Origin of the sequence: Paenibacillus selenitireducens, from assembly GCF_002021565.1 — a bacterium.
Classification (GTDB): domain Bacteria; phylum Bacillota; class Bacilli; order Paenibacillales; family Paenibacillaceae; genus Paenibacillus_K; species Paenibacillus_K selenitireducens.
In genome coordinates, this window is record NZ_MSZX01000005.1 from 447,279 (window position 1) to 471,779 (window position 24,501).

Annotated in this window: 19 protein-coding genes and 2 pseudogenes; 3 read left to right on the forward strand and 18 right to left on the reverse strand. The window is 44.5% G+C overall.

The features are described from left to right. Nucleotides 1-187 precede the first annotated feature (187 nt). The 3 genes from BVG16_RS15335 to BVG16_RS33855 all read left to right on the forward strand — a co-directional run bounded on the left by BVG16_RS15335 (nt 188) and on the right by BVG16_RS33855 (nt 3,549). Nucleotides 188-2,539, forward strand: a complete 2,352-nt coding sequence (locus BVG16_RS15335; RefSeq protein ID WP_233147047.1) for a PrsW family intramembrane metalloprotease — start codon at nt 188-190, stop codon at nt 2,537-2,539. Nucleotide 2,540: 1 nt separating this feature from the next. After that, nucleotides 2,541-3,032, forward strand: a complete 492-nt coding sequence (locus BVG16_RS15340; protein ID WP_078499537.1) for a hypothetical protein — start codon at nt 2,541-2,543, stop codon at nt 3,030-3,032. Between the two features lie 394 nt (nt 3,033-3,426). Continuing rightward, nucleotides 3,427-3,549 (forward strand): hypothetical protein, encoded by a 123-nt coding sequence (locus BVG16_RS33855; protein ID WP_408635339.1) that lies wholly within the window; start codon nt 3,427-3,429, stop codon nt 3,547-3,549. A 776-nt stretch (nt 3,550-4,325) separates the two neighbouring features. Here the strand turns inward: BVG16_RS33855 and BVG16_RS15350 are convergent. The 18 genes and pseudogenes from BVG16_RS15350 to BVG16_RS15435 form a co-directional block, all read right to left on the reverse strand. Beyond that, complete coding sequence (locus BVG16_RS15350; protein ID WP_078499538.1) at nt 4,326-5,138, reverse strand: DUF4097 family beta strand repeat-containing protein; 813 nt, start codon at nt 5,136-5,138, stop codon at nt 4,326-4,328. A gap of 118 nt (nt 5,139-5,256) precedes the next feature. Continuing rightward, the gene (locus BVG16_RS34020) at nt 5,257-5,412 is read right to left on the reverse strand and encodes a hypothetical protein (RefSeq protein WP_408635340.1); all 156 of its coding nucleotides are present in this window, start codon (nt 5,410-5,412) and stop codon (nt 5,257-5,259) included. A gap of 199 nt (nt 5,413-5,611) precedes the next feature. Further along, on the reverse strand, nt 5,612-5,878 hold the full coding sequence (locus BVG16_RS33365) for a hypothetical protein (protein WP_233147048.1): 267 nt from the start codon (nt 5,876-5,878) through the stop codon (nt 5,612-5,614). Between the two features lie 794 nt (nt 5,879-6,672). Next, complete coding sequence (locus BVG16_RS15370; RefSeq protein ID WP_078499540.1) at nt 6,673-7,431, reverse strand: ABC transporter permease; 759 nt, start codon at nt 7,429-7,431, stop codon at nt 6,673-6,675. Further along, nucleotides 7,428-8,177: an ABC transporter permease gene (locus BVG16_RS15375; RefSeq protein ID WP_078499541.1), complete on the reverse strand. Its 750-nt coding sequence runs from the start codon at nt 8,175-8,177 to the stop codon at nt 7,428-7,430. Before BVG16_RS15375 ends, BVG16_RS15370 begins: the two co-directional genes overlap by 4 nt. Next, entirely contained in the window at nt 8,174-8,887 is a 714-nt protein-coding gene (locus BVG16_RS15380; RefSeq protein WP_078499542.1) for an ABC transporter ATP-binding protein, read from the reverse strand. The genes BVG16_RS15375 and BVG16_RS15380 overlap by 4 nt, the downstream gene beginning before the upstream one ends. A gap of 92 nt (nt 8,888-8,979) precedes the next feature. Next, nucleotides 8,980-10,002 (reverse strand): sensor histidine kinase, encoded by a 1,023-nt coding sequence (locus tag BVG16_RS15385; protein WP_078499543.1) that lies wholly within the window; start codon nt 10,000-10,002, stop codon nt 8,980-8,982. Further along, entirely contained in the window at nt 9,999-10,676 is a 678-nt protein-coding gene (locus BVG16_RS15390) for a response regulator transcription factor (RefSeq protein WP_078499544.1), read from the reverse strand. Before BVG16_RS15390 ends, BVG16_RS15385 begins: the two co-directional genes overlap by 4 nt. A 360-nt stretch (nt 10,677-11,036) precedes the next feature. Then, a complete protein-coding gene (locus tag BVG16_RS15395; protein ID WP_078499545.1) occupies nt 11,037-11,666 on the reverse strand; it encodes a hypothetical protein in 630 nt (209 codons plus the stop codon). A 34-nt stretch (nt 11,667-11,700) separates the two neighbouring features. Further along, entirely contained in the window at nt 11,701-13,023 is a 1,323-nt protein-coding gene (locus BVG16_RS15400) for an ABC transporter substrate-binding protein (protein WP_078499546.1), read from the reverse strand. A gap of 51 nt (nt 13,024-13,074) precedes the next feature. Then, the gene (locus tag BVG16_RS15405; RefSeq protein ID WP_078499547.1) at nt 13,075-14,235 is read right to left on the reverse strand and encodes an efflux RND transporter periplasmic adaptor subunit; all 1,161 of its coding nucleotides are present in this window, start codon (nt 14,233-14,235) and stop codon (nt 13,075-13,077) included. Nucleotides 14,236-14,255: 20 nt separating this feature from the next. After that, nucleotides 14,256-15,134 carry a carbohydrate ABC transporter permease gene (locus tag BVG16_RS15410; protein WP_078499548.1) on the reverse strand — a complete coding sequence of 293 codons (879 nt, stop codon included), beginning with the start codon at nt 15,132-15,134 and terminating at the stop codon, nt 14,256-14,258. A 13-nt stretch (nt 15,135-15,147) separates the two neighbouring features. After that, a complete protein-coding gene (locus BVG16_RS15415; protein ID WP_198957474.1) occupies nt 15,148-16,020 on the reverse strand; it encodes a carbohydrate ABC transporter permease in 873 nt (290 codons plus the stop codon). Further along, a complete protein-coding gene (locus BVG16_RS15420; RefSeq protein ID WP_078499549.1) occupies nt 16,017-16,841 on the reverse strand; it encodes a hypothetical protein in 825 nt (274 codons plus the stop codon). The genes BVG16_RS15415 and BVG16_RS15420 overlap by 4 nt, the downstream gene beginning before the upstream one ends. Beyond that, a complete protein-coding gene (locus BVG16_RS15425) occupies nt 16,831-17,406 on the reverse strand; it encodes a sigma-70 family RNA polymerase sigma factor (RefSeq protein WP_078499550.1) in 576 nt (191 codons plus the stop codon). Before BVG16_RS15425 ends, BVG16_RS15420 begins: the two co-directional genes overlap by 11 nt. A 477-nt stretch (nt 17,407-17,883) precedes the next feature. Beyond that, nucleotides 17,884-18,456 (reverse strand): annotated as a pseudogene (locus tag BVG16_RS34190) (chitinase N-terminal domain-containing protein); the annotation flags it as partial. Between the two features lie 111 nt (nt 18,457-18,567). Next, nucleotides 18,568-23,016 (reverse strand): annotated as a pseudogene (locus BVG16_RS34025) (golvesin C-terminal-like domain-containing protein); the annotation flags it as partial. Between the two features lie 271 nt (nt 23,017-23,287). Continuing rightward, entirely contained in the window at nt 23,288-24,496 is a 1,209-nt protein-coding gene (locus BVG16_RS15435) for an SGNH/GDSL hydrolase family protein (RefSeq protein ID WP_078499552.1), read from the reverse strand. Between the last annotated feature and the right edge of the window lie 5 nt (nt 24,497-24,501).

Genomic DNA, 24,501 nt, shown 5'->3' on the forward strand with positions numbered 1-24,501 from the left:
ATGCCTATAATACTAGTATCCCGCGAGAAATAGGTTAGGTACATGTTGCGAGGTGTTACTCTATAACCTCCACTCCGATCGATCGGTGACCATGGTTTTCATGAACTCATTAATTACTCATGGCCAGACTGTCGTCAAGGGAGACGTCCCGCTCGCACGAGGTCGGCTTTTAAAGGAGGGGACCGTAGTGAATACGATCTGGTCCATTCGAACCGGGATTCGGGATTTCCTTGAGGCCATTTATCGAGCTTGCCAATCATGGATTGAGAAGTATCCGTTTATTAAAACGGTGTATACGATTTTTTCCTGGTTGTCGCTAATCATGTTTGTTTTAAGCTTGTTTTTCGTTAAAGAATCGCGTACCATGGTGGTTCAATATTTATGGTCGTTTTATGTGCTGCTGCAATTTTGGTTTCTGTGCCGAAGCAAAACGATGCCGTGGAAGTCAATCGTTCCGTTCGTACTGGCAGGCGTTTTTCTTGTCGTACCGTTCACGACACTTACGGTAAATGCTCTCCACGTGCTTTTCGGCGGAAAAACTTCCGACACTTGGTCCATTGCCGTGATCACGCCGATTTTCGAAGAGTTATGGAAGCTGCTTCCGCTCGGCATATTCCTGCTGTTCTCGCGTCGAGCTTCCGCTTTGAGCTTGAGCGACTACACGCTCATCGGCGCGGCGACCGGCGTCGGCTTCCAACTGATGGAGGAGCTTTCCCGAAGGTGGTTGAATCCCGGCAAGTTCGGCTACAGCTATACATGGCTGGGCGGCGAAACGATCCATTGGGACTTTTTCTCGCTGTTTCCCGGGCATTTCGAAGAAAGTATGTTTCCGACGCTGATGACTGTCGGTCATCCCGTACATACCGCCATGATCGCGCTTGCGTGCGGAATTGCCTACCGGCTGCGGTCAAGACTGACGAAATGGGTTGTTCTGTTCCCGGCAATTATTTTGCTTTGGTCCATCCTGGATCACGCGGCTTATAACGGTCAGCACCAGTTGCCGGGTTGGGTGTTCCGGCTTCATGATTGGACCGGCAGCGGTTATAAAACTCAACCAGTCTTCCTGTTGATGTTGGCCGCATCGCTTTTTGCCGATTACTGGTCGCTGAACAAAATACGGAACCGCCTTCCGACGCTGCCGAACGAGCCGCTTCTGAATCCGTTTACCGAACTGTGGAATATGATCCGCTCTCTTTGTCTCGACCGGGGGAAATTTATATATTGGATTGGCTTTTACCGGGAGCGACGGGAGCTTGGATTTCATTTTCTTTATGGAAATGATGAAGCGGCCGGTAGACAGGAGCCTGTCCAGGATCGGGTGAAAGCTCTTTATCAAGCGCTAACCGGACTCATTGTGATTCTGCTCGTGGTCGGTATGTTCGCAGGCATCGGGGCACACACGAGCGGAGGAGAACCGGCATGTTTCGCCTGCATGTTCGACTCGCTGCAAGATTGGTGGGATCGGCTGGATTGGTATGAACAGGGTGCGATCCTGCTCGGGGCCCTTGCCTTGTCACTGCTGTTCGTCGGATTCTGGCCGGCTTTAGGCATCGCGATGACAGCGGCGAGCACCGCCGGGAGCGGACATGAGATTGCCGGTTATATCCGCGATCCGAAGAAGCTGCTGACTCCCGAAAATGCGCTTTCTGTCGCTATAAACATTGCGCTTAACCGAATCCCGTTTGGTAAAGTGCTAAAATGGGTGGGGAGTAAAGGGCATCACTATGTGCGTAAGATTCTGGATAAGCTTGGTTCCAGGAAGCCGGACATCCACGTTCCGGATAAACCGAAACCTCCGAAGAATGACGGTCCGGGTAAGCATCAGGAAGATCCCACGAAGCCGGATGATAATCCCAAGAAGCCGGATGACAATCCCAAAAAGCCGGATGACAATCCCAAAAAGTCGGATGACGATCCCAAGAAGTCGGATGACAATCCCAAAAAGTCAGATGATAATCCCAAGAAGCAGGATGACAATCCCAAGAAGTCGGAAGACGATACGCCGAATAAGGATAAAGCCGATGAGGGGACGGAACAAGATAAGACCATTGGCAACATGGTTAAGGTTAAAGATAAAACGGTATATACGAATCCAGCTGGAAATAAACTTACTTGGGTTGATCAACCTCCGAAAAATATTAATAGAGATATTAACCATTTTTTAAATAGTAAAGACGTTGGTAAAGCAACTGAGGCTAAGGTTGCGGACTTTTTAAGAAAAGAAAGCGAAGTCACTGGGTATGCCCAAAAAGTTCTGAAGAGTACTGGTGAAGCTGCCGGTGATTTAGACGTCGTTACAAAAGATGCGATTATTGAAGTCAAAGCATCCATTAGATCGGTAAAAGTAGATCAATTGAATAAATTTACTGATCCAACTCATGATTTATTTTTTAATCCGGAGAATAAAAAGGTTATTTTGTATATTGATAAGCCTTTGAGTAATTTAAGATACGAACAACAAGCCATGCTGGAAACCATAAAATCTAAAGGTGTTACGATCGTTAACTCACTAGAGAAACTGAAGGAGGTTTTAAAATAAGATGGGGACTTCTGCTTTTATCTTAATGAACCAAAAAAAGTATACACCAGAACGTCTTTTAGCTGATTCCATCATCTCTGCTTTCCATGCGGATGTTATGCTGAATTTTCATAACAGTAAAAATTATGCCAGCAATGGACAATTCCTTTCTACGACATTGAATATTAGCGATAAGAATGTACGAGAAAGTAATGATTCGTTTATACTTTATGTAGATGCATTGGATAATCCACATCTTGATTTTCTTTATTATGAGGATTTGGGTTTAGATTCCAATCTTAAACTGTATCAAGTAGGAACTATCGAAGACGTTTATGGTGTTGAAGAGTTAGTATTTCGCTTTGTATATCATTATCTCAAATCTAATCCTGACAACTATTTTTGGGTTGCGGATTATGATTGGGTTTACAGTTGGGAAGACATGCAAAAACTAAAATCTCTACCATTTGACTCAGAATGGTGTTATAAAAATCCGAAATTAAGTTTTGGATAATCATTTTAAGTAAATCGGAGTTTTTCGAATCAAACACTTGATAAACTTTCTAAGTCTTATTCCAACTTGAACGATAAGGAGGAATGAGCCTTTTTTGTGCGCCCAAAATCAAAAACAATGGAACAACTCAATATGACTATTGGGACATATTCATGTGACAGTCATACATCTGACGAATATATTTCGCTTGTTCATGGGTACACATTGGCATTTGCATGATGAGTAAAAGTAGGCATAATTTGATTTTTTGCTGGAACGATTATCATCGGCTGAATATAAGAGGGGCGAGTTGCATATTGCTATTTAGAGCCGAACGGTTCGATCAGCATACTTAAAAAGCGAGGTATCAAAAAACAACATTAGAGGATTTCAAGTCATTCGTGATGGGGAAGTATTGTGGGATGAGATTAAAGACTTAGGGTATGATGAATTATGGCTAAAGAAGCAGCTTTTATCACAATGTGTTTCAAATTACGATGAGGTTTTATTAGCCGAGTGGTTGGTAGTATTTGCATAAAATATATTTGCGTCAATTATAAAAGAATTATGCAATTAGAAACTCTAAACTAAAGAAAAATCAACAAGGTCATTCATAAACACAAATAACGATGAGAATATACAGATTAGGATATAAAAACAGTAGTTAATAAAATGGTTTACGAGTGAAATGATAAATATAAGCAAGGAGTATGGCATAGCCGTACATTATGCAACTAGTTTAAGTTCAACGGACAGATCGGGTTTGACTTTTATTTAACCAATACTTATTCACAAAACCCGTATTTTGTACATATGTATTAAAGTTTGTATTAGCCCTTATTCTATAAGGGTTTTTGAATGAATTGTCGGATGACAAGAACATACATCGTTTCCCGCGGCTCCCCTGTTTTAATGGATTTTTTGATAATTAAAAAACCACCTTTCTGTTGTTTAGTTGTCTTTAAACGGCTAACCCACATGTATTGTTACGCTCGCTATCCCGCCCGTTAGTTTAACTCTGATAATAAGTTAGCATCATCTTTTATGGGATAGTTACCTCATGTGTCCAGTGTTGAATCAAGCGAAAGTGCACGAAATTCAATCTAATTGAAAATCATCCTTCTCAACTTATGTCGTCGACCTTCACATTTTGTTGTTGCCCTTCGCCATAAATCACTTAAATAAAACCTCCCATAAGAGCTTTGAATTCTAGTTTTTTCTCTTATGGAAGGATATAATCTCGATGAACTATATTCTAACGTCTCTCATTCACGTGTGATCATGATTATGGCAAGCCTGGTACGATGATGACACTTAATTTTTGAACAGAATTTCGCCCACCTGTGTGGAAATGTTGAGCGTTGCACTTTCGGATTGAGCCTTACCAACATATCCATGGAGTTCTTTGGAAACAAACTTTGTGGTATTTGTTGCTTTTTCAAGAGTAACCTGATTATCGATAGTTCCTATTTTTGTTGATAGATTTACATATAGAGGTGCTGGTTGATCAGGTAGAGCGAATTCGACGCTACCAACGTTAGTAGATATTTTACTGCTTTCCATACCAATTACATCCGTTACAGTAATGTCGCCGGCACTGCTGCTCACATTTAAGTGTTGGACCGACAATTCTGACTCAACGGATATGTTGCCAATTTTATTATCTATCTTAAGGGATTTGAATTCTTTATACGGAAGACGAATCGTTAAAGAGGGCAATGGCCCCGTATTTATGATCTTTTGTTTATTTTCAAGTATAATCTGTAATGTTCCATCTTGGATCGATGTAGTCACGTTGGTATCCATTCCTTGTGAATTGCCCTTGGATAATTCCAATTCTGCTTGATTGATTTGTTTGTCGCCTATGACTGTAACTATAGCAGCGTTACTCTGAATTTTTAGGGAATGAATGTTAGTTACATCTATTTGAGAAATATCCCCTTTTACTGCATTCGAGACATTTCTAATCTCCGATGTTTCTGAATTTACATTTGTGTTTGTCGATATAGAAGAGTTTTGCTGGAACAAACTTGGTGTACTAGTGACGGAGGATTCTTTCGTACATCCGGCGAGACCGATACTGGCAGCGGCCAGGAGAATCATAGCTAACTTCATATTGCTGTTCAAACGTTTATCTTCCTTTCTTCTGCATTAGATGTGTTGACTAACCAGTTATTGGGAATAATCATTGGAATCGCGTAAAAATATCAAATATACTCTACCAAGTTAACGAATATCGATTTGATCAATTTTTCGAATCGCGATGTATCCAACCGCTATCCCAATCGTGGCTAGCAGAATCGTAGATTTCGCCTTTCTTCATATTCATATTGACATTCGAGACGACTTCCTGCCCTTGAAAAGCCTTGGTCAATCGAATCGTTCGTACTATATGCTCCATACTCTTTTCTCCTCTCGCTCTCTCATAACTATATCTTACAGGACGTAATCTTCTTTTTTCTTACTTTACTCTTACGATTTTCTTAAGCTGACTCTATGTGCGATGATGCTCATGAAAAACTTTTTCAATTGAACGGTAAACACCGTTAACTCATAAGGCTTGCTGTCCCCGGCCCCATATATCCACATAGATAGAAGATTCATCTTCCCGGAGCGTCAAACCGAGCTGCTTGCCGTGATTGCCATATTGAATGCTGTTCGAGATCAGATTGTTCAGCACGAATCGTCGTGCCGCAAGGTTCATTCATGAGAATTCGGGTCATCGGCATATTTTGATCCCCGGACTCCAGCTTAGCCAAATCGAAGAAATCATGAATGATCACCAACATCTCTCGGGTTTTGATATACACTTTGCCCAGCAGACGTTCGCGCTCCTCTGCATGTATCGCCGGAACGAGATGAAGCATCTCAATATAACCCAGTATATTGTCATACACCATATACACAATATTTATGTAATAGAAAAATAAGTTGTATTTCTAAGCCTTTGTCTCGAGTATTTCTATCTCTGCCATTCGTAATATTTTCATTTAACATGATTTGTTCGTTCCAACGCTTTGCAATATCGCCTCCTGGAATATTTAGTCTTAAAAATTAAAAAAACAGCGATGATTGCCGCTGTTCAAAAACATATGTGTTCTTTGCTCAAGTAACGACCCACGAAGCTGATTTTAGCCTCTCTCAGACCACGAGCCAATTTTTGAAGATCGTTCAAACTATCCTGCCCGTTAGTTTAACTCTGATAATAAGTTAGCATCATCTTTTATGAGATAGTTACCTCGTTCTTGTCACCCGACATTGCTTTCTTTTATAGTTACCTTACACAATCCATATCTCCCACTAAAAAACTTCAAGTCTATGATATTAATCCAGATTTTTCTTTTGATTGATAAAATAAAACGGACACTCATATTGGTGTCCGTTCTTAGATGCTAGTTTAATGACCATATCAGCTAGTTCAGATTTAGTAAGTTTCATGTACCTTCTTTTCAATCTATCTAAATCACGATCTACCTTTATATTTTTAAATATTACAAGAGCATCGTTTGAAATATCAGTTGAAGTCATTTTCTTTGAATAGGTTTGTTTTTGGCTCTTATGAAATTTATTTCCTTTCGCTCTTCATAAATCGGTTTAAGCCAATCCTTTTCCAGAGGGGGAAATTCATTTCCTTATTTTGTCAAAATGATGAAACCTAAACTTAAGCATCTCGTTTACGGTAAAATACAATAGCTACTGTAATAAAGATCAGTGTCCATAACATTGAAATACCTGTCCCTTGCATTGGTGTAAGGACATTTATTTCATCAGAGGAAGGCGGCATATACATATAATATCCTGCCGTATCCGGAAAATAATTTTTAATACTAGGTAGAAAATCTCTCGACAATGGACTGACAATGAAATAATAACTAAGCAGTACCACTATAGCAGGAGTGGTTCGTCTTAATAAAGCACCTATAGCTGCACTGAGAAGTGTGGTTAATGTTAGATAGCCTGTTGCACCTACTAATGTTTTTATCATTGTGTCTATTTCAATCACTACTGCTGTGTCTCTCATCCTAATAAAAGCATATAGTACACCTGATGCAGCAATAATAAACGCCGCGGGAATGGTTATGATTGCCAATGCCAAATACTTCGTGGATAGTTGAAGTCCACGCCAAGGTACCGTAGTTAATGTCGTTCGAATCTGTCCACCGGTATACTCCGAACAAGTAGCTAAGATCCCAAGAATAATGAACCCTGCTTGAAGATATCCCATAGAAGCAAGCCCTATTTTCAGTATACTTTGTGTCCCTGCTGCCCCTTGTAGACCAGCCGAAGTAAAAGCTGCGGCTAAAAGTAAATTAAGAATGAATGTAACTATAAGAGTGAGCCATGTCAATGGTAATGTAACTAATTTATCCAGTTCAGCACGAAGGATTTGTGTTATCTTTCTACTAGAAGGGACACTCATGATGCAACGTCCCTCCTATGGAATACAATAGCTGCAGCAATGAAAAGAACGACTACCCAGGCAAACATGACTAAGCCGCCTGTGAACGGGGTGAGAAATCTATCGCTCGTAAACATAAACATTTCAGCGCCAGCCCGATCCGGTAAGTATAACGCTAACTTTGTAACCTTAGAAAGCAGGAAACTGAATGATACAACGGATGTATTTATGATGAGCACAGCAAGCGGAATAATGCCATTCTTAGTTAGAACAGTAATCCCAAATGCTAAAAGAGCAGTGAATGTCCAGTACAAAACTGCACCGATCAGTTTTAACCAATCAAATGCAGGGGTATATTCACCAAGAACAAGATGCGTGGCTGACAAAGTTGTGATAATAGCAACAACACTAAGCAGTATGCTGATCACTGTCACAGCGCCTGCTTTTGCCAGCAAAAAATGAAGCCGGGATGAAACAACCGTTAAACTTGTTGTAATCTGTTGTCCTCCACCAGATTCACTGCTCTCTGCCAAATACTCGCTGCTGACAGCAAGTACACCAAGTATAATGACACCTTGCACGCCAAGAGCTAATCCAATATAGCCAACTTCCGGTAGCCGTGTGCTAACTCCAGCTATAATCTCCTCTTTTTGTGCTATACTGTCCATGGAAGCAATGAACACTGGGGCAAATGCTCCAATAAGAAAGGCAAGCCAAATGCCCGGCAGGGAGAACAATTTAGATAGTTCCGCGTTGAATGCTCTCATACAACATCACCTGTATGTTCAGATGTCAGGGCAAAAAAGGCGTCCTCCAGTGTGTGATGGTTACCTGTTACTTCTTCCAATGTTCCATCTGCAACGATTTTTCCATGCTTAATAATCACCACATCATCAACAGTCTCTGCAAGCTCACCCATTAGATGACTGGATAGTAACACCGTGTTTCCAGACTGAGCACGTTCACGTAAAAATGTCCGAATCCACCGAATTCCTTCTGGGTCGAGCCCGTTTACGGGTTCATCTAAAACCAATATTTTTGGATCACCAAGTAGTGCAGCTGCTATTCCAAGTCTTCTCCCCATACCAAGGGAATAATTCCCGACTCTTTTCCCAGCTGCATTAGTAAGACCTACTATTTCCAGAACTTCCTCGACACGTGAGCGAGACAATCCTGCGGCACGAGCAATCCAACGCAAGTGTGCCCGTCCTGTTCGCATACGATGAGCACCAAATCCATCAAGCGCGGCACCTACTGTTGCTAGAGGATTATGTAATTCTGCGAATGGCTTACCATTAATTAGTGCACTCCCTGAGGTGGCACGATCTAATCCTAGCAGGATGCGCAATGTAGAACTTTTTCCTGCCCCATTTGGACCTAAAAAACCAGTTACTCTACCTGGTCTAGCTTTAAAACTGATACCTGATAAGATCTCTTGATTTCCGCGATGTTTAACTAAGTTATTAATTGTTAGCAACCATAACACTCCCTTTCTGTTATGGTTCCAATTATAAAGAAGCAAAGTTACATCTCGGTTATCATGCTGTTTACTTCTGGGTTAACTTTAGGTTAAGCTCTACCAATAGCTACTCTTGTGCCATTATCATTTGATGTAAAGTCAGCTTTCAGCTTCATTTTTTTCAACATATAATTACAAGTCGATAAACCAATCCCCGCCCCACGCTCATAGGAAGAGTTATCCATACCTGGACCTCTGTCTGCAACAATGATTTGTTCTTTTTCTACATCAACCACAATATTTACATATTTCCCCTCTGCTGCATGGCGAAGAATATTCTGAAATAAATTATCCAGAACCCGTGTCATCCATTTAGGATCTGCTTCCCAATAAAAAGTCTCCTCTGCCGGTAAATCAACATCGAGCTGGATTTCTTTTTCTTCAAATACAGGATACCACGCAGCAACAGATGCTCTTACTAAACGTCCAATATCTGTTGAAGTGGGTCGAAAAGGATGTTTCCCTGATGTAAGCAATGTGTAGGACAGTAAATCATCCATTAGATCTCCGACTCTTGTAATCGTATGGTTCATCTCTGTTAATGAGTTTTGTCCTTCTAAACTTACTGATTCTTTATTTAATCTGGTTACATGTCCTCTCAATATGGTAAGTGGCGTTCGTAAATCGTGAGATAAATTCGCAATGAGCCGATGTCGTAACAATTCTTCTTCATATTCCCGCTTGCGACTGTCTTCAAGCTGCTGGATCATCCAATTAAAAGAACTTCCCAACTGGTCTATTTCATCCATACGATCACTTTGGACAGAAATTGGTTTAGGAAAGGAGTTATGATTAGCTGAAAATGACATAACTTCCTGTAAGCCGGTGAGACGTTTACGAAGTCTCAAGAAGAACAGCCAAGACATTACAACAAATGCGACAATAATAAAACCAAATAAAAGTAGTGTAACGTAAAATAGATTTAACGTATTCAGATCTTCTCTATTGATAGAATCCCCATTGTTAGAAAACCCAAAGAACGCGGAGATGAAAATAAGCAAAATTGGAGGAAAAAAGATAAATAGAAAATGTCCTTTTAGAAAACGACGAAATAATGATCTATTCTGTTTCATAGTATCACCCGATAGCCTATTCCCTTCAACGTTTCAATAATCTCTGGGGAATCCGGATGACGTTCCAACTTTTGACGCAAACGATGGATATGCACCATTATTGTTTTATCACCAGTGATATAAGTTTCTTGCCAAATTGCTTCATAAATTTGTTCTTTTGGTAAAACTTGATTAGGGTGGCGTAAGAAGTACATTAAAATTTGATGTTGTTTCCCTGTCAGTATAATTTCTTCTCCTGTGCGTTTGTCATACACCATTTGGATTTCTGGATCTACTTCAATATGATCACCTAATGAAATGCGTCCGGAATGTGTTCCGCCACTTCGACGGATTAATACTTCTAATCTTGCAACTAATTCATCCGTATGAAATGGTTTCGTTAAATAGTCATCAGCAAATTGTAAACCATCTACCTTATCATCTATCGATGTTCGAGCAGATAACAGCAAAATAGGAACAGCAGGTGCTGCCTTTTTTAATCGTTTCCCCACAGTAAATCCGTCTAAACCGGGTAACATGATATCCAAAATAACGATTTCATGCTGATTTACTTCTTTTTCGGCTCCTTCACCAGAAAGCAGCCACTGAACTGAAAATCCTCGCTGTTCCAATTCTTCTTTTACCCAACTGCCTATTTTCTCATTATCTTCAATATATAATACGTTTCTTTTCAAGTAACATCCCTCTCTCTAAGTTGAGTTCACTATTAGACAGATTAACACAATCTAAGAAATGGTTTCCAGTTAAGATAATTTTATCGTTCGTTAATAGTGTTTCATAAAAAAGAGGCCCGTCTAATTGATTGGCTCTATCCTACTCGTTAGTTTAACTCCGATAATCAGTTTGCATCATCTTTTATGGGATAGCTACCTCATGAGTTCAGAATTGATGAACTTGTAACTGGCTGCCGCAGCTATCATAATATTGCGTCAGAGAATTATAATGGAATTTTGTTGGCTTGTAGGGTAATCGTAGAGTAAGAAAAAAGCAAGGCAAAAAAACCGCTTAGCCATGCTGCTAAACGGTCCATTATGCTACATCTGAATCGACTCGATCATCTCCACTACAGCCTTCTGCCACGTGTCCTTCTCATCGGCTGGCGCGCTAAACTTAATCTCAAGAAATGCTCCGTCTAATTCCGCCCAACCGACGAGACGGTACGTGTCACCCTTCTGGGATGGAATGATAACTTCATTAACCGCAATATGCTTCCCATGCACGAGCATCGTCTCGTCCTTCAACCACTCTAGCTTTTCACCTTCACCGTCTTGTTCGAGGATGCCTTTCATTTTCAATCGTCCCCTATCGATGTCAGCATCGGTCACCCTTTGCTCTGGATCATGCCACATCTCGAGCTTAACTTTTTTATCGCTATCCGTATAGACGAGCTTCGCGTTCGATGTCTCTTTCGATTGTACTGCGAGCCCATCGGGGAGCTTCAGTGACATCAAATTCGAGAACACGTGGATGATTCCTTGCTCAGCAGCCTCATTGTTCGTATTGTTATTTTCTTTTTCTTCTTTCCCTTGTTCCTGTTGCTCATGCTGCACAATCAATGCGGCCTCTTTGCTCTCACCAGCATCCTTCTCATTGTTGCCTGGGAAACGACAAGCAGAAATGCTTGCGACTACCGTGATAAACAATAACAACATCCATTTTCTCATCTTGTTTCCTTCCTTATCTCTTCGAATTTACCATCTACTCATTTAAATACGTCGTCACACGGTTCGCGACCAAATCCGCAACCGCTTGCGCTGATTTCTGACCGCTAAAGTAAGCCTTCGCTTCTTCTTCGATGATGGTCTGAATCTTTGAATTATTCTGTTGCGGCGTGACGGCATGGTTCACCATCTGCTTGATCATGTCGATGTCTTTCTTCTCAACCGGGATCGCGGAACCCATTGGCGACTCGATCGTGCCTTTGTCCTCAAGATCCTTGAACGTCTTCTCGTTTACCTTTTTATTGACAGAGAAGCCTTGCAGTCCAGGCATCGTCTGGATCTCCTCGGACAATAAGAACTTCATGAAATCCCACGCTTCCGCCTGTACTTTCGAATTTCGATTCATCCCTAAGTTCTTATGCATCACGAAGGTGCCTCCAACCTGTTGCCCCGCAGCGAGCGGCTTATGATAGATTCTCCCTTGCTCGTAGAACATCGCTGGCCCAACGAAATAATCTTCTGGGGATAAGATCAAGGAAGGTGCGAAGAAATAATCGCCCGCGTTCACTTCTCCATCCGTAACTACCTTATCCGTATACATCGTCTTCACTTGTTCCATTAATCCAACGAATGCGTCGGCATCAAAGCTAACAGGGCGCTTCTCTTCATGGACAATGCGAGCATAATTATCGACGAACAGATTGTTCAACATCTGCTCGGGCGGCGTATTCCCCATCGAATACGTATGCCCGCCGGATGCTGCCAGTCGTTTGCCCACCGTTGTGAACTCCCCCCATGTCCATGTGCTGTCATCGAATTTTACGCCGGATTGCTCAATGGCCATTGCATCACCCATAAGACTGTCTAAGAAGAACCGTAGAGGCAACGAATAAAGACCTCCTCTCATCTTGGCCCCGTCCAAGATGTTCATCTCATACGAATTGGCATCAAAGTCAGGATCCTGCTTCATCAATTCGCTCAAGTTCACTAGTGCTTGCTTGTCTACGTATTTCCCAACCGGCAGACCGCTCACATCCAAGGCAATCAAATCGGCCCCTTTACCGGACAATAGCTCTGTATTGGTGGTATTCACATATTTCTCGAGATCACCTTCTTGATTGGATCCTTCCCCTTGGCTGAATTCCTTGATTTGAATATCCACATCAGGATGCTTCTCTTCATACATCTTCTCTGCCTGGGAATACACAGGATCCGTCTGGAATACAGATAAGACAACGATTTTCTTCCCGTCTTGTCCCTGCTTCCTTTCTTGCTTCCCCCCACCAGCCTGTACGCCTGCGCATGCTGACAACATCATCGTTAAGGCAACGATTAAACCGAGTACACCACTTTTTTTCATCCTTAACCTCTCCTCTCCAATCTCCATGCGATCGATGCGGCCCAGGGCGCATTAGACCCTTACGCGTTGACCTTCGGTTAGCGGCTCACTGCTCTCCGCAATGATGCGATCTTTCATGTATACCCCTTGTAACACCAAGGTTTCTTGACCATTCGTCCCTCCTAATTGGACGGGAGCCTTGCGAACGATAAAGGTATTACCTAGCGGCCCTTTACGCTCTTCGATGACAAGCACATAGCTGTTCTTCCCTTCCTGACGAATCGCTTGGTTCGATACGAGCATTCCGCCATCGGTCTTCTCCGATTGTGTCAATTCCACGCTCACGAGTTCATTCGCTTGAACATTCGGATGTTGGACCTTCACAACGACCCGTTGACCCGAAGCCGTCTGAGATGCATTCCCTCCCGATCCCTCTTGGAAGGAATCCCCCCCGTCAGCGCCTGTCACTGTACGAATGTCGGTAATAACTCCTTCAACCGGGACTCTTGCCCCCTCATGTTCGACTTGAACATTCATCTTCTCCTCGATACGTAATTTCTGCCCCAAGGCATCCGGGATGACAATCTCGAATTGGTAGCCTTTCTGCCTATTCGCAAGGCTGATATCTGGCCCGCCGCTCCCCGAAGGCAGCTGCGGCGTCGCACGCACCTGGGTCACAACACCGTCAAAAGGCGCGATGATACGTCTGCGATCACTCGCCTCCGACTGCATCGTGTTCACTTTGCGCTCCTGAACACCAATGGCTAGTCGCGCACGTTCTAACTCCCGCTTCGTGCGGCGCACCTGCATCTCGTCGTTATTTTGTACGGCTTCAATATAAGCATCTTGCAAGTCAACAAGCGTTAGCCGCTGCTGTGCAAGGCCCGCCTGTACATCCAGGATTTCCTGCGCAGCAGCAGGATTCTCATAGGTAATTAACGTCTGCCCCTTTGCTACGTGATCCCCCTCTTTCACATGAACCTTCTGAACGGACCATTCCGCCGTGTTCGATAAATCGATATGCTGACGGGGCATCAGCCGAGCCGTGCCACGCCACTCGGTGACTAACGCACCTTGCCTCCCTAGCTCTGTTCGTACCTTCGGTAGATTTAACGTTAGTAAGGTATTGCTTGATAGGGTAAGGAGAAGGAGCAAGCCGATGAATAGCCCGGAGATCCACACTATTTTTCGTTTTTTTCTTGCATCCTGCGCTTCTGTGAACCCTGTAGCCATCCGAACCCTCCTCTCATGAACTACCCCTTGATCCCTGACATTTGAACCCCTTCGATAAAATAAGACTCCGCATATAAAAACAGCAGAACCATGGGCGTCATATAAATCAGCGATGCGGCAAAACCGATGCCTTGGGCTTCTTTATGAATTCTAGATAAATAGAGCGATAATGGCTGCTTAAATGCATCCTCCAAGAAGATCAAGGGCTGCTCGACCATATTCCAATAATCAACGAACAGTAAGACGATCAGCGCCGCAATCCCCGGCTTCATCAAAGGCAGCATAATCCGATAGAAAATTCGGTAATGTCCGGCACCATCCATCTGAGCCGCTTCAATCAACGCATAGGGAATCGAGAGCATAAATTGTCTCATCATGAACACACCGAATGCCGCGAATATCCCTGGCAAAATAATCGCGCTAGCTGTATTCATCAATCCCAGCTTGTCAGCAATAATATAATTCGGAACCAAGGTCACTTGGAAAGGCATCAGCATCGTCATCAGGTAAACCCGAAACCAGCCTTCTCTCCCCTTGAACCGGAGCTTGGCAAAAGCGTACGCTGCCAGCGCACTTACAACCGTCTGTCCCACAATGATCGTTACGACCATCGCCACGGAGTTCCATAACATGAACAAATACGTCGGCGTCTCTAGCAATACGTTCCCGTACTGCTCGAAGGACAGCCAATCCGGGATGAGCTTCAGATTTACGAATACAGGTGGCTCCCCTTGCGTAATGTCTGGCATTTTACCTACCAGTCCGTAATTGCCGCGAATTTCTTGCTCCGTCATGAGTGAGTTTGTGAAAGTAATCACAATAGGCAGAAGCATCATAATCCCGATGCATGCCATCACCAGCGTGACCGATAGGTTCCAAATGAAACCCTTCTTCTTCATTTTTCCTCCTGTATCATTCCATAAATTGTGTATATCGCTTCTCTACCCGAAGCAGCATCGCCACGATGATAAAGATACTGATCACCATCAGTGTCGCAGCCGCAGATAGCTTCTGCACATCCATCGCGAGGAACATATTGTTCATATAATGCTGAAGTGTATAGATGCTGTCATGCGGGTAATCGCCTGCGATCAGGTACGTTTCTCGGAAAATTTTGAATGTATTCATAATCGACATTAGGATGACGAAGACCATCGTCGGTGTTAAATAGACAAGTGTAATCCCATAACATTGGCGCCACTTGCCCGCCCCTTCCAAATCCGCAGTTTCATAGTAATCTCGCGGGATGCCTTGCAGCCCTGCAAGGAAAAGAATAATGTTGTAGCCCATATGCTTCCAAAGGTAGAACATGGAGATCACACCTCTCGCCCAGGCCGATTTCATCCAGTCTACCTGCTCAAGCCCAGCATCATGCATCCAAGCGTTAAGGGATCCATTCCAATCAAAAAGCACTTGCCACACCATCACGACGGAGGCGACGGGCACAACCAACGGCAGAACATAAGCCATCCGTAGAAATTGACGCAGATAGAGATTCCGGTTCAGCACGAGTGCGATCCCGAGTGACAGCATAATCATCAGCGGGACATTCACCGCGGTGAACCAGAACGTATTCGAGACGGCTTTGCGGTAGGAATCGCTGCTTAGCAGCTCCCGATAATTTGAGAGTCCAACAAATGAGCCGCCAACCGTTCGGTCCAACACCGAGTAGACAAGCCCCATCCCGAACGGGATGAGATAGAATAGAGCAAAGCCGACAGCGCTTGGCAACAAGAACGTTACGGCCACCAACCCTTCTCTACGGCAGAGATGATTCCGCTTCATGACTTCTCCGAAGGGATGTATGCAACGCTTGTACTTCCTGCTTGGAGGTTCACTTGGAACATCGCCTTGCCATCCGCTGCACGCTTGTAGATGATGATGGCTTGATCTACGCCTTGCGCCTCATCCGCACGGACTCCCGCCACTTCTGGCTCATATCCTTCGGTGTGCACATCCAATTGCTTCAAGAATGTATTGGCCATTGCGATCGCTTCTGATTCCTGCAATTTCGATGGATGCTGCGCAAACGGCTCTATCCCAATCGTTTGAACAAAATGAATCTTGCCTGTATCCACATCGACATTGGCCACAACCTCTTTATGCGTCTCCGCGAATGTCTTTCCTTTCTCCATTAGAATGACATTCAATTGATGGATCCGCTCTCCTCCATGGATACCCTTGGCAATTTGTGCGCTCGCGATGTCGAAGTCCTTTGCCTCAGGAAACCCACGGTAAATACGCGCGAGCACTTCTTGCGCCGCCTTATTCTCGCTAATCTCATCCGCATATAAGTTCGTGGTGACATAATCCGAATCCTCATCTTTGGTGACGAAGCTGCGCACATCCTCCGTCCCGGATAGGTTGAGTAAGGCTCGAATCTGCGCCGCTACGACTGGCCCGGTATAGATGACAACGGGCGTGAGCAGTATAACCGCAAGCACACAAGCCACCATGCGAACTTTCAGTTTTGATTTTGCTTTATATTTTTCATTGCGATAACGCGTGTAAGAAGTTTCTTGAATGCGCTTCTGCATTTCGGATGGATTTTCCATTGCTTCCGCACAATCCTGTAACTTATCGCGCAGTTGTTGTTCAATGGACATAAAGTTCTTGCTCCTTTTCTGGTTCAAAATAGGGACTAAGCTCGCGAAGTTTTCCCAGTGCTGCGTGATGCCTAGATTTGACCGTGCCTACGGGAATGTCCAGCAATTCAGCGATTTCTTCGAGTGTATAGTCGTGATAGTAGCGCAGAATAATCACCGTACGAAGTTTGTAGGATAACTGGTGAACGATAGTCAACATCTCCTGATGGGTCTCGGCCTCAAGGACCTGACGATCCGAAAATAGATGCTCTTCCACTTCCAAGAGCCGCTTCTTCTCGAAGATTCGGAACCTCCTCCAACTTTTGGTTCGCCACTTCTGTATTTGCTTCAGCGCGATGCCATGCATCCAGAATCGGAAGGGACGTTTCGCATCATACTTGTCGATGGACCGCCACAGCTGGAAATATATCTCGTTCATAACATCTTCGATTTCATTTTTTTCCGTCATCAGAAAGACAGCGGAGCGATAAATTTCGGGGAATGACCATTCATAAATCACTTGAAACGCAGACGAATCCCCTTCCTTCATCCGTTCAATCCAATGCTCGATATTGATATCTTTCATGAAAAAAGGGCCCTCCTTAGTAAGCTTACAATCTATATTGCCTCGTTCACTCGAAAAGGTTCGATGGAAGCCTAAAAAAATTATGGTGATCCTAAACGGCCCCGTACTTTTTCAATAGAATATCTGATGCAGAGGTAATACTATAAGGAGGCAGCGGTCTATAAGATGCGGTAGGACATTGAAGTGTAAGTCATTGCTATACCTTCAAAAACAGTTCCAAGCTCGCTCTTATGACGTTTAGCACGAGGTCACTTCTGCTCTCCATGTTAGCTTAATAGATAACAACCGTGAAGTTAATGTCAGCAAAGCCTTTTTTTTACTACGATTTATTTGGGGGTTTAATTAGATATATCATGTACAGGTTGATAAGGTGTCCTCGGTACATCATCGTTTTACAAGCATTTTGCATCGTTCAATACTAAATTCCAAGAAATAAAAAAGCCGAATGGATCGTTCTCATCCACTCAGCTCATAGGGTTATTTTACAATAATTTCTATAACATCACTTACCGTTGTTCCACTTCCATTTATAAACTCTCCGCGATATTGATAAATGCCAGGAGCTTTCCCTGAAATTTGTGTAATGGCCGATTGAGCACTTGGTGTTTGTGAAGCTAAAGATTGCGTTTCAATAAGTTCGCCATTTTCATATAATCGATACTGTGCTGCGTTCGTGCCCCACCACATGTTAGCAGTAATGGTATAGTTCCCATCTTGATCCCAGTTGTCGCTGGACAACACAGGTTTGCCAGGATTCGCATCAGTCACGTTGACAGTGTGTGGATCACATGAAGTCGTTCCATACATATTCGATAACTCACATGTATACACATAGGTTCCATTCGGCTTTCCTTGAATAGGAATCAAGGAAGTCTGGGCAGCTGGCGAAACATCGGCCAGTGACTTCGTATGGATCAATTGGCCATTCTCGTATAACTTATACAGCGAGCCATTGTTTCCCCACCACATATTCATCGTAACCTCATAATTGCCATCATGTAAGCCTTTTGCAACACCGCTATTATTCGAAAGTGTCGGTTTACCTGGCACCCCATTTGCAGGCAGCGCCGGACTAACGGAATGCCGTTCGAACTTGACTGCATCAGCCCTCGTATAGATCATATCGGCAGGTAGAGTTGGTGGATCTACCGTTGTCGGAGTAACCCTGGTTAATCGAACATACTCGCTGCCGTCTCCAGTAAAGTCGAATGTTCCTAGATTAACCCAACCCGACGAGCCGACGGTTGCATCGATATACGTGACCTCAGTAACCGACTGATGCTTCACTTCCACTTTGACATCATTATCGTTTGCCGTCGTATGGACGAGCTTGTAGATGGAGACCGTATATTTCCCCTCTGGAAACTGGCCTTTCCACGTCGCTGATGATCCTTGAACTGTAGAGTAACGGGACTTAACACCAATTTTGTATCCGGCTAAATTGCTCTGGCTCCAAGACCCTTCTGTCGTATATAACCCCGTCGTATTTGTGCTGTCGACAATAACCGTTAGGTCCCTGATCTTTATTGTCAAAGGCGGTGTAGTTAAGGTCACTCCGTCAATCGTTACTGTGGCCCATACCTCAATGTGATCCGTTTCCCCATCGAGACTTAGGAGGGTCAACTTACCGCTGCTGTCCACTTCAGCGAGATCGGTTCGATCAACGAAATACTGCACGTTTGCCTGTGTCAGATCACCAATCAGACCGTTATCCAAATAGCCGGTTACGCTCAGTTGTGCGGTTTGAGTCATCTGCAGTTCGTCCCGATCCGATAGGATCACCGCAGACTCCAATTGCGGCATCTTGTTCGGGTCCACCCACATCATCGCATCGGCAACGACTCGTGACTTATTGGCCTTATTGGTTAATTCCACGTACCCACTACTTCCTGCTGCAAAAGGATAAGCACCCAGGTGCACCCAAGTCCCATTGGCCGCTGTCTCATCAACGGTAACCGTCTTGGAGCCCCCGCTATAATAAACGTTAAATGAGGCATTCGTTGCCCAATTCTCACTCGTAGCGGTTATTTGCGGAAGCTTGTAATACACACTGTAAGTAACACTTTCCGGCAGCTCAGGCCGCCATCTCATTTTGCTTGTCGCTGTGCCGGCTGTCGATTTGGCATACACATAGTTATCATAGTAATAGTCGTTAGCCGTTGTATCCCGTATCCAGACGCCCTCTGTCTCCGCCTCCGTATTATCCACTATGATAGATGAACCATCCTGCCAATCCGGTTGAACTGGCGCTGCCGTTACCTGATCAGGCAGATAGAGCGTTCGCTTGCGGGTCTGTTTCCCCTCCGATTCCACGTAATACGTGAAGCTTTGGGATAAATCGTTCACCCGTATCGACCATTCCATCGGATAAATTGTATCTGGGATCGTCGTATACGTCGCCCCGCCATCCAGGGAATAATGGATTGTCGCTGGTTTCGTCGTTTTGGCTTGCACATAAGCATCATAGGCCGTTTCGTCGGGCTTGACGATCAGCATGCCTTTAACCGCATCGATTGGACTGTGGATATCGAAGAAATAGCTTGCATCCGATGTATCAGCAGTTCTGACCTGGTGCAGCGGCACATCAATATTGAGTCCTTCTACAATGATAGCGGTTATTCCCTTGCTTGAAACCGTGGCTTGAATGATTCCGCCACGCATAATCGCTTGCTCTGGTGTGCCATTGTCGCGGATGATGGTTACGGTATAATCTTGTACCGGGTTGAACCCAATGATTTGCGCATTCAACTCGATCGGAGTCTGAACTTCAGCTGACGATTCGTTGCTTAACCCGATGTAGAATTTATTCCCGCTCTCTCCCGTTATCCAGTTCAATTGAGGATGGTTGGTTTGAATTATCCCCTTAGGCATCCAGAGCCAAACGTCGGAATTACCGTAAAAATGACCTGGTTTATTTCCATAGAGGTGATATTTGAACCATAAAAAATTAGTTTCAAATACAGAAGGAAATGTAATACTACCATTCGATTTCAACGATTGTTCGCTGATCAAATAATCCATCGTTTGCCCGAGCTGTCCCGGTATATGGTGATAATAGATGGATGTAGCCCCGCTTGGACCTTCCAGAGGGAAATTTGGCTCCAATTGACTAACGGCGAAGCCCTTATAGTAATAACCTGGATAGCTGGAATATCGTCCGATGACCGCATTATGAGCAATATCCTGCAGCAGTTTATCACCTGTATAGATCGACAATCTCAGCATGAATGGAGCTTCCTGAGCATTCATCCGATAATAGCCAGTTGTACTTCCCGCTTCAAACGTCAATCCATTGGGAGAAACAAGCCAACTATCCGCTTGTACGCCTCCGGCTACATCTTCTGGGAGCTTGATCCGAGGATATTGATATTTACCACTTTCCGGCCAATGGAACGACTCCGCGTAATTATACGTCTTCGGCTGCGGAATCGTAACGGTACCTTCAGTAACCGGACGAGCAACGAACATGGTCGCATACCGTTTGGCTTCCTTGTAAGCGGCATTTAAGTATTTGGGATCCTGCGTTTCCTCGTAAAGCTCCAAGATCTCCATCCACAGCTTGCTATAATAATAAATGAACTCATTTTTACTCACATTCACGGATGCAGGCGTATCAATATGCTGCATGATATAGCTGTTGGCTGCATCCTTGGCAGCCTGTAAATACTGCGCATCTCCCGTCATACGATACATCATCAGGGGCTGAATGACAGGACCCCGGTCTTTCTGGTCAGGATCACGCACGAGGTACTCTTCCTGTGCCAGCGCCCCAATTCCTGCCGAAGTACCCATCATCTGATTGACAGCGGCTACGCTTGAAAAATCAAACGGCAAGGTTGCCATTTTCCATAACGACGGCACACCGTATACTGGCTTCTGCGTCGGCGACCAACCTATACCATTTCGCGATAAGCCATACTGGACGGACGGCAATGCTCTCGTATCGTAAAGCTGGTCATCCCCAGTCAAATAGTAAGCCCCGAGAAGAACCGCATTCGAGCTTGTTCGAACGCTATCCTCGTTCTCGATATCAATAAAGCCCTTGGCACGGCTCCACCATCCGCTAGGTGACGGGACATAATTAACAGAGTCGTCCCCTTGCGGCTCAATCTTAAGCAGATCGATCATATTGAACATCGCGTCAGTAAGCGACTGATCAGCGACATTTTCTCGGTATGCCGAATATCCGTATTCATTGCGAAGAATATCCGTGTAGGACTCATACAGATTACTTTTTTGAGCGATTAGTCCCATATGAAATTGATAAGTGCTTTCTGCGGTCATTTGCGAATAAGTCCCTAATTGAGGAGCATACAAGATTGGCTGCACGCTGCCTTCGTTGTTGACAAGACTCATCCCAAGCCGTTGTTTTGTAACGCCTCCCGTCGGTTCAAATTCAACCGGAAGCTCTTCCGACGGTACAAATACGCCATACGTCAAAGCGTTCCCCGCGCCGTCATTCTTCTCAACCAGACTCATCGGAGCGCTCAGCTCCCTCAAACTTGTTGATTCCACTGTACCTACCATTTTTGCGTGTGACCTGAAACCATTTAACACTTCATTGACGCCAGAGATTAGCTCTGTTGTGAAGGACTGATATCCAATCACATAATTACCATCCCGGCGAGGTGTAAAGGCGAAGGAGACATCTGGTTTGTCCCCTGCCATGGACCAGTTCACTTGTAAATCGTATTCGCTTCCATGCGAAGAATCGGTTAATACCGCCGTGTGGCTGTCGGGAAAATGAATCCCGTCAAATGTAATCCAGCGTTTGTTCATCGTATCATAGTAATTGGTTCGACTCCCGGCATTCCCATCCAATAATACCCATTGCTCCTCAAGTCTTTCTGCCACATTATTTATCGGCACCCAGTTCCCCGTCTCCGTGCTCTTGTAGAACATATCACGAACGATGGATTGGCCTCCATCCCATGCAGCTTCATAGAAAGTCGCCTTATAGTTTGCATTCTCGATGCTGCCTTTTTCCGTGTAACTGAGATTCGCCAATGAACGGCTGCGTAGCGGAGGTAAAGGAGGAGCTTGCTGCCGGATATTCCCTTCAAACTTGACCGCATCGGCCCGAGTAATGATGGTGCCTGTCGTAGGTTGCATTCGAGTCAGCCTGACAAATTCGGTATCAGCACCACTGAAATCATACTCCCCCAAATCCACCCATCCGACAGAAGGGCCCGACGAGGGCCTCAGATCCATAAACATGACATCTGTAATTCCGTTGTGAACAATCTCAATCTTTACATTACTATCTGCCTTATCCGCCCAATCAAGCTTATAGAATGATATTCTCGCCGTTCCTGCTTCCAAGCGTGGATTCCAAGTGATGCTTCTTCCTACTGCATCTGTATATTTTGAACTGGAGTTATCATGCCCCTTCACCCCTGTACTTGTGGTCCAATTTGGAGCCGAATATCCGTTGGTCTCGTTACCCACATCAGGTGTCACAACATCATTGATCGTGATGCTCCCGTCATCGATGATAATCGTCTGATACGGTAAGGTCTCCGCATTAGCGGTCCTTATTCCGACTAGGCTAAAAGGAACTAATATCGTCACGATGAAAACGATTAAGAAAAACAGCTTCCTCTTTATCATCCAACTCACAGCCTCTCTTAAATTGATAACGCTTTCAAAATAATCATGCCCTCCTTTGTTCGAAGATCGTAAAGAAGCAATTAGCCTGATCCTTCTGGCTAATCCCGCTCCGTCGTTTTTAGCATAGCATGTCACATCACCATGAAATTTCTTTCATTTCAAGAATTTCTTATAAAATTTTAAGTAAAAAAGAAACCTACATCCTAACTAACCGCTCAACTGCAGTGAGATAGGATGTAGGTCTTCCAAGTGAACAAAGCTTAATGATCCATTATAATGGCGGCTGCACCAATAACAACTTCCCAATCTGGATCACTGTTTGATCATACCAATCTGGATGCTGCCGAACATGTTCCATACTTCGTTCATTGCCGCATGCCTCAAAGACGGCCGCTTTGTCTGTCTTCTCGGTATCGATTTCGAAGCGAACCGTATGTCTCCCATTCGGGAGCTCCGGCAAAAATACGTACTGATTTCGATTATGATCGTTGTGTGGTGTGAACCGATCGACAACAAAGGGTTCCCCACCATCTACCGATACCTTCAATCTGCCAGAATCAGGCCCCCCAATATCGAATAACCCGATATGGGTTCCCTCGAACTGCACCGTGATAGCCTCTCCAGGATCGACTGCTCGCCATAGGCCGGGGAACAACCAATTGTACTCGCGCACTAAAGCAAAATCATCGGGAGTCATATAAGACCATCCTGCGGAAAAATGAGTAAGACTATCCAGTGACAGCATGGTCGCATACTCCCAAGGATTAGCCGGGATTAACGGATTCTGAGGCAAGTGATGTTCCAACCTTCCCAGATGATCTCGAAGTTCGCTCATTTTCTCAAATGACCGGGTGATCGTATCCGTGTAAATCTGGTGTCCTTCGGGAATTGTCGGATGGATCGAATCATGCGTAAAAATAATGGCTCCGGGATTGGACTGGTCTGCCCTTGAGGTGAAAATGAGCTTTCCCTCGGACACCAAATGACTAACTGCTACGCCCAAATGAATTGAAGGAATACCGTAGTAATCGGCCACTTCCTCTTGCATGAGAGCCCCCTTCTGGTATTCCCCAGACTGAAATCCGACCACATCCCGCTCCTTCAGCGTATAAACGAACAGGATATCGGTAAACCGGCTGCGCTTGCGGATCTGACGGACAATTCCTTCGATCCGCGCCTTGGATTCGGGAACTCCGCCATCGTTACCCACAAATTCAACAAACACGAGATCAGGCTGATGACGCAGCACATCCATCTCCAAACGGGCGCAGCCGAGGTCCGATCCTGTCCCAGAAATGCCTGCATTCACAGAGCGGATATCCGCATTAGGATAATGCCCGCGAAGCCAATCCGCCGACATGACCCTGTATCCTTCCGAACGCGTATTACTGCCGCCAAAATAGACGATTGTTACTGGATCCCCATTTTCCAACTTAGGAATGACATTAGGCAGCCCTCTTCGAGGGAATAATTCCTTCATCACGA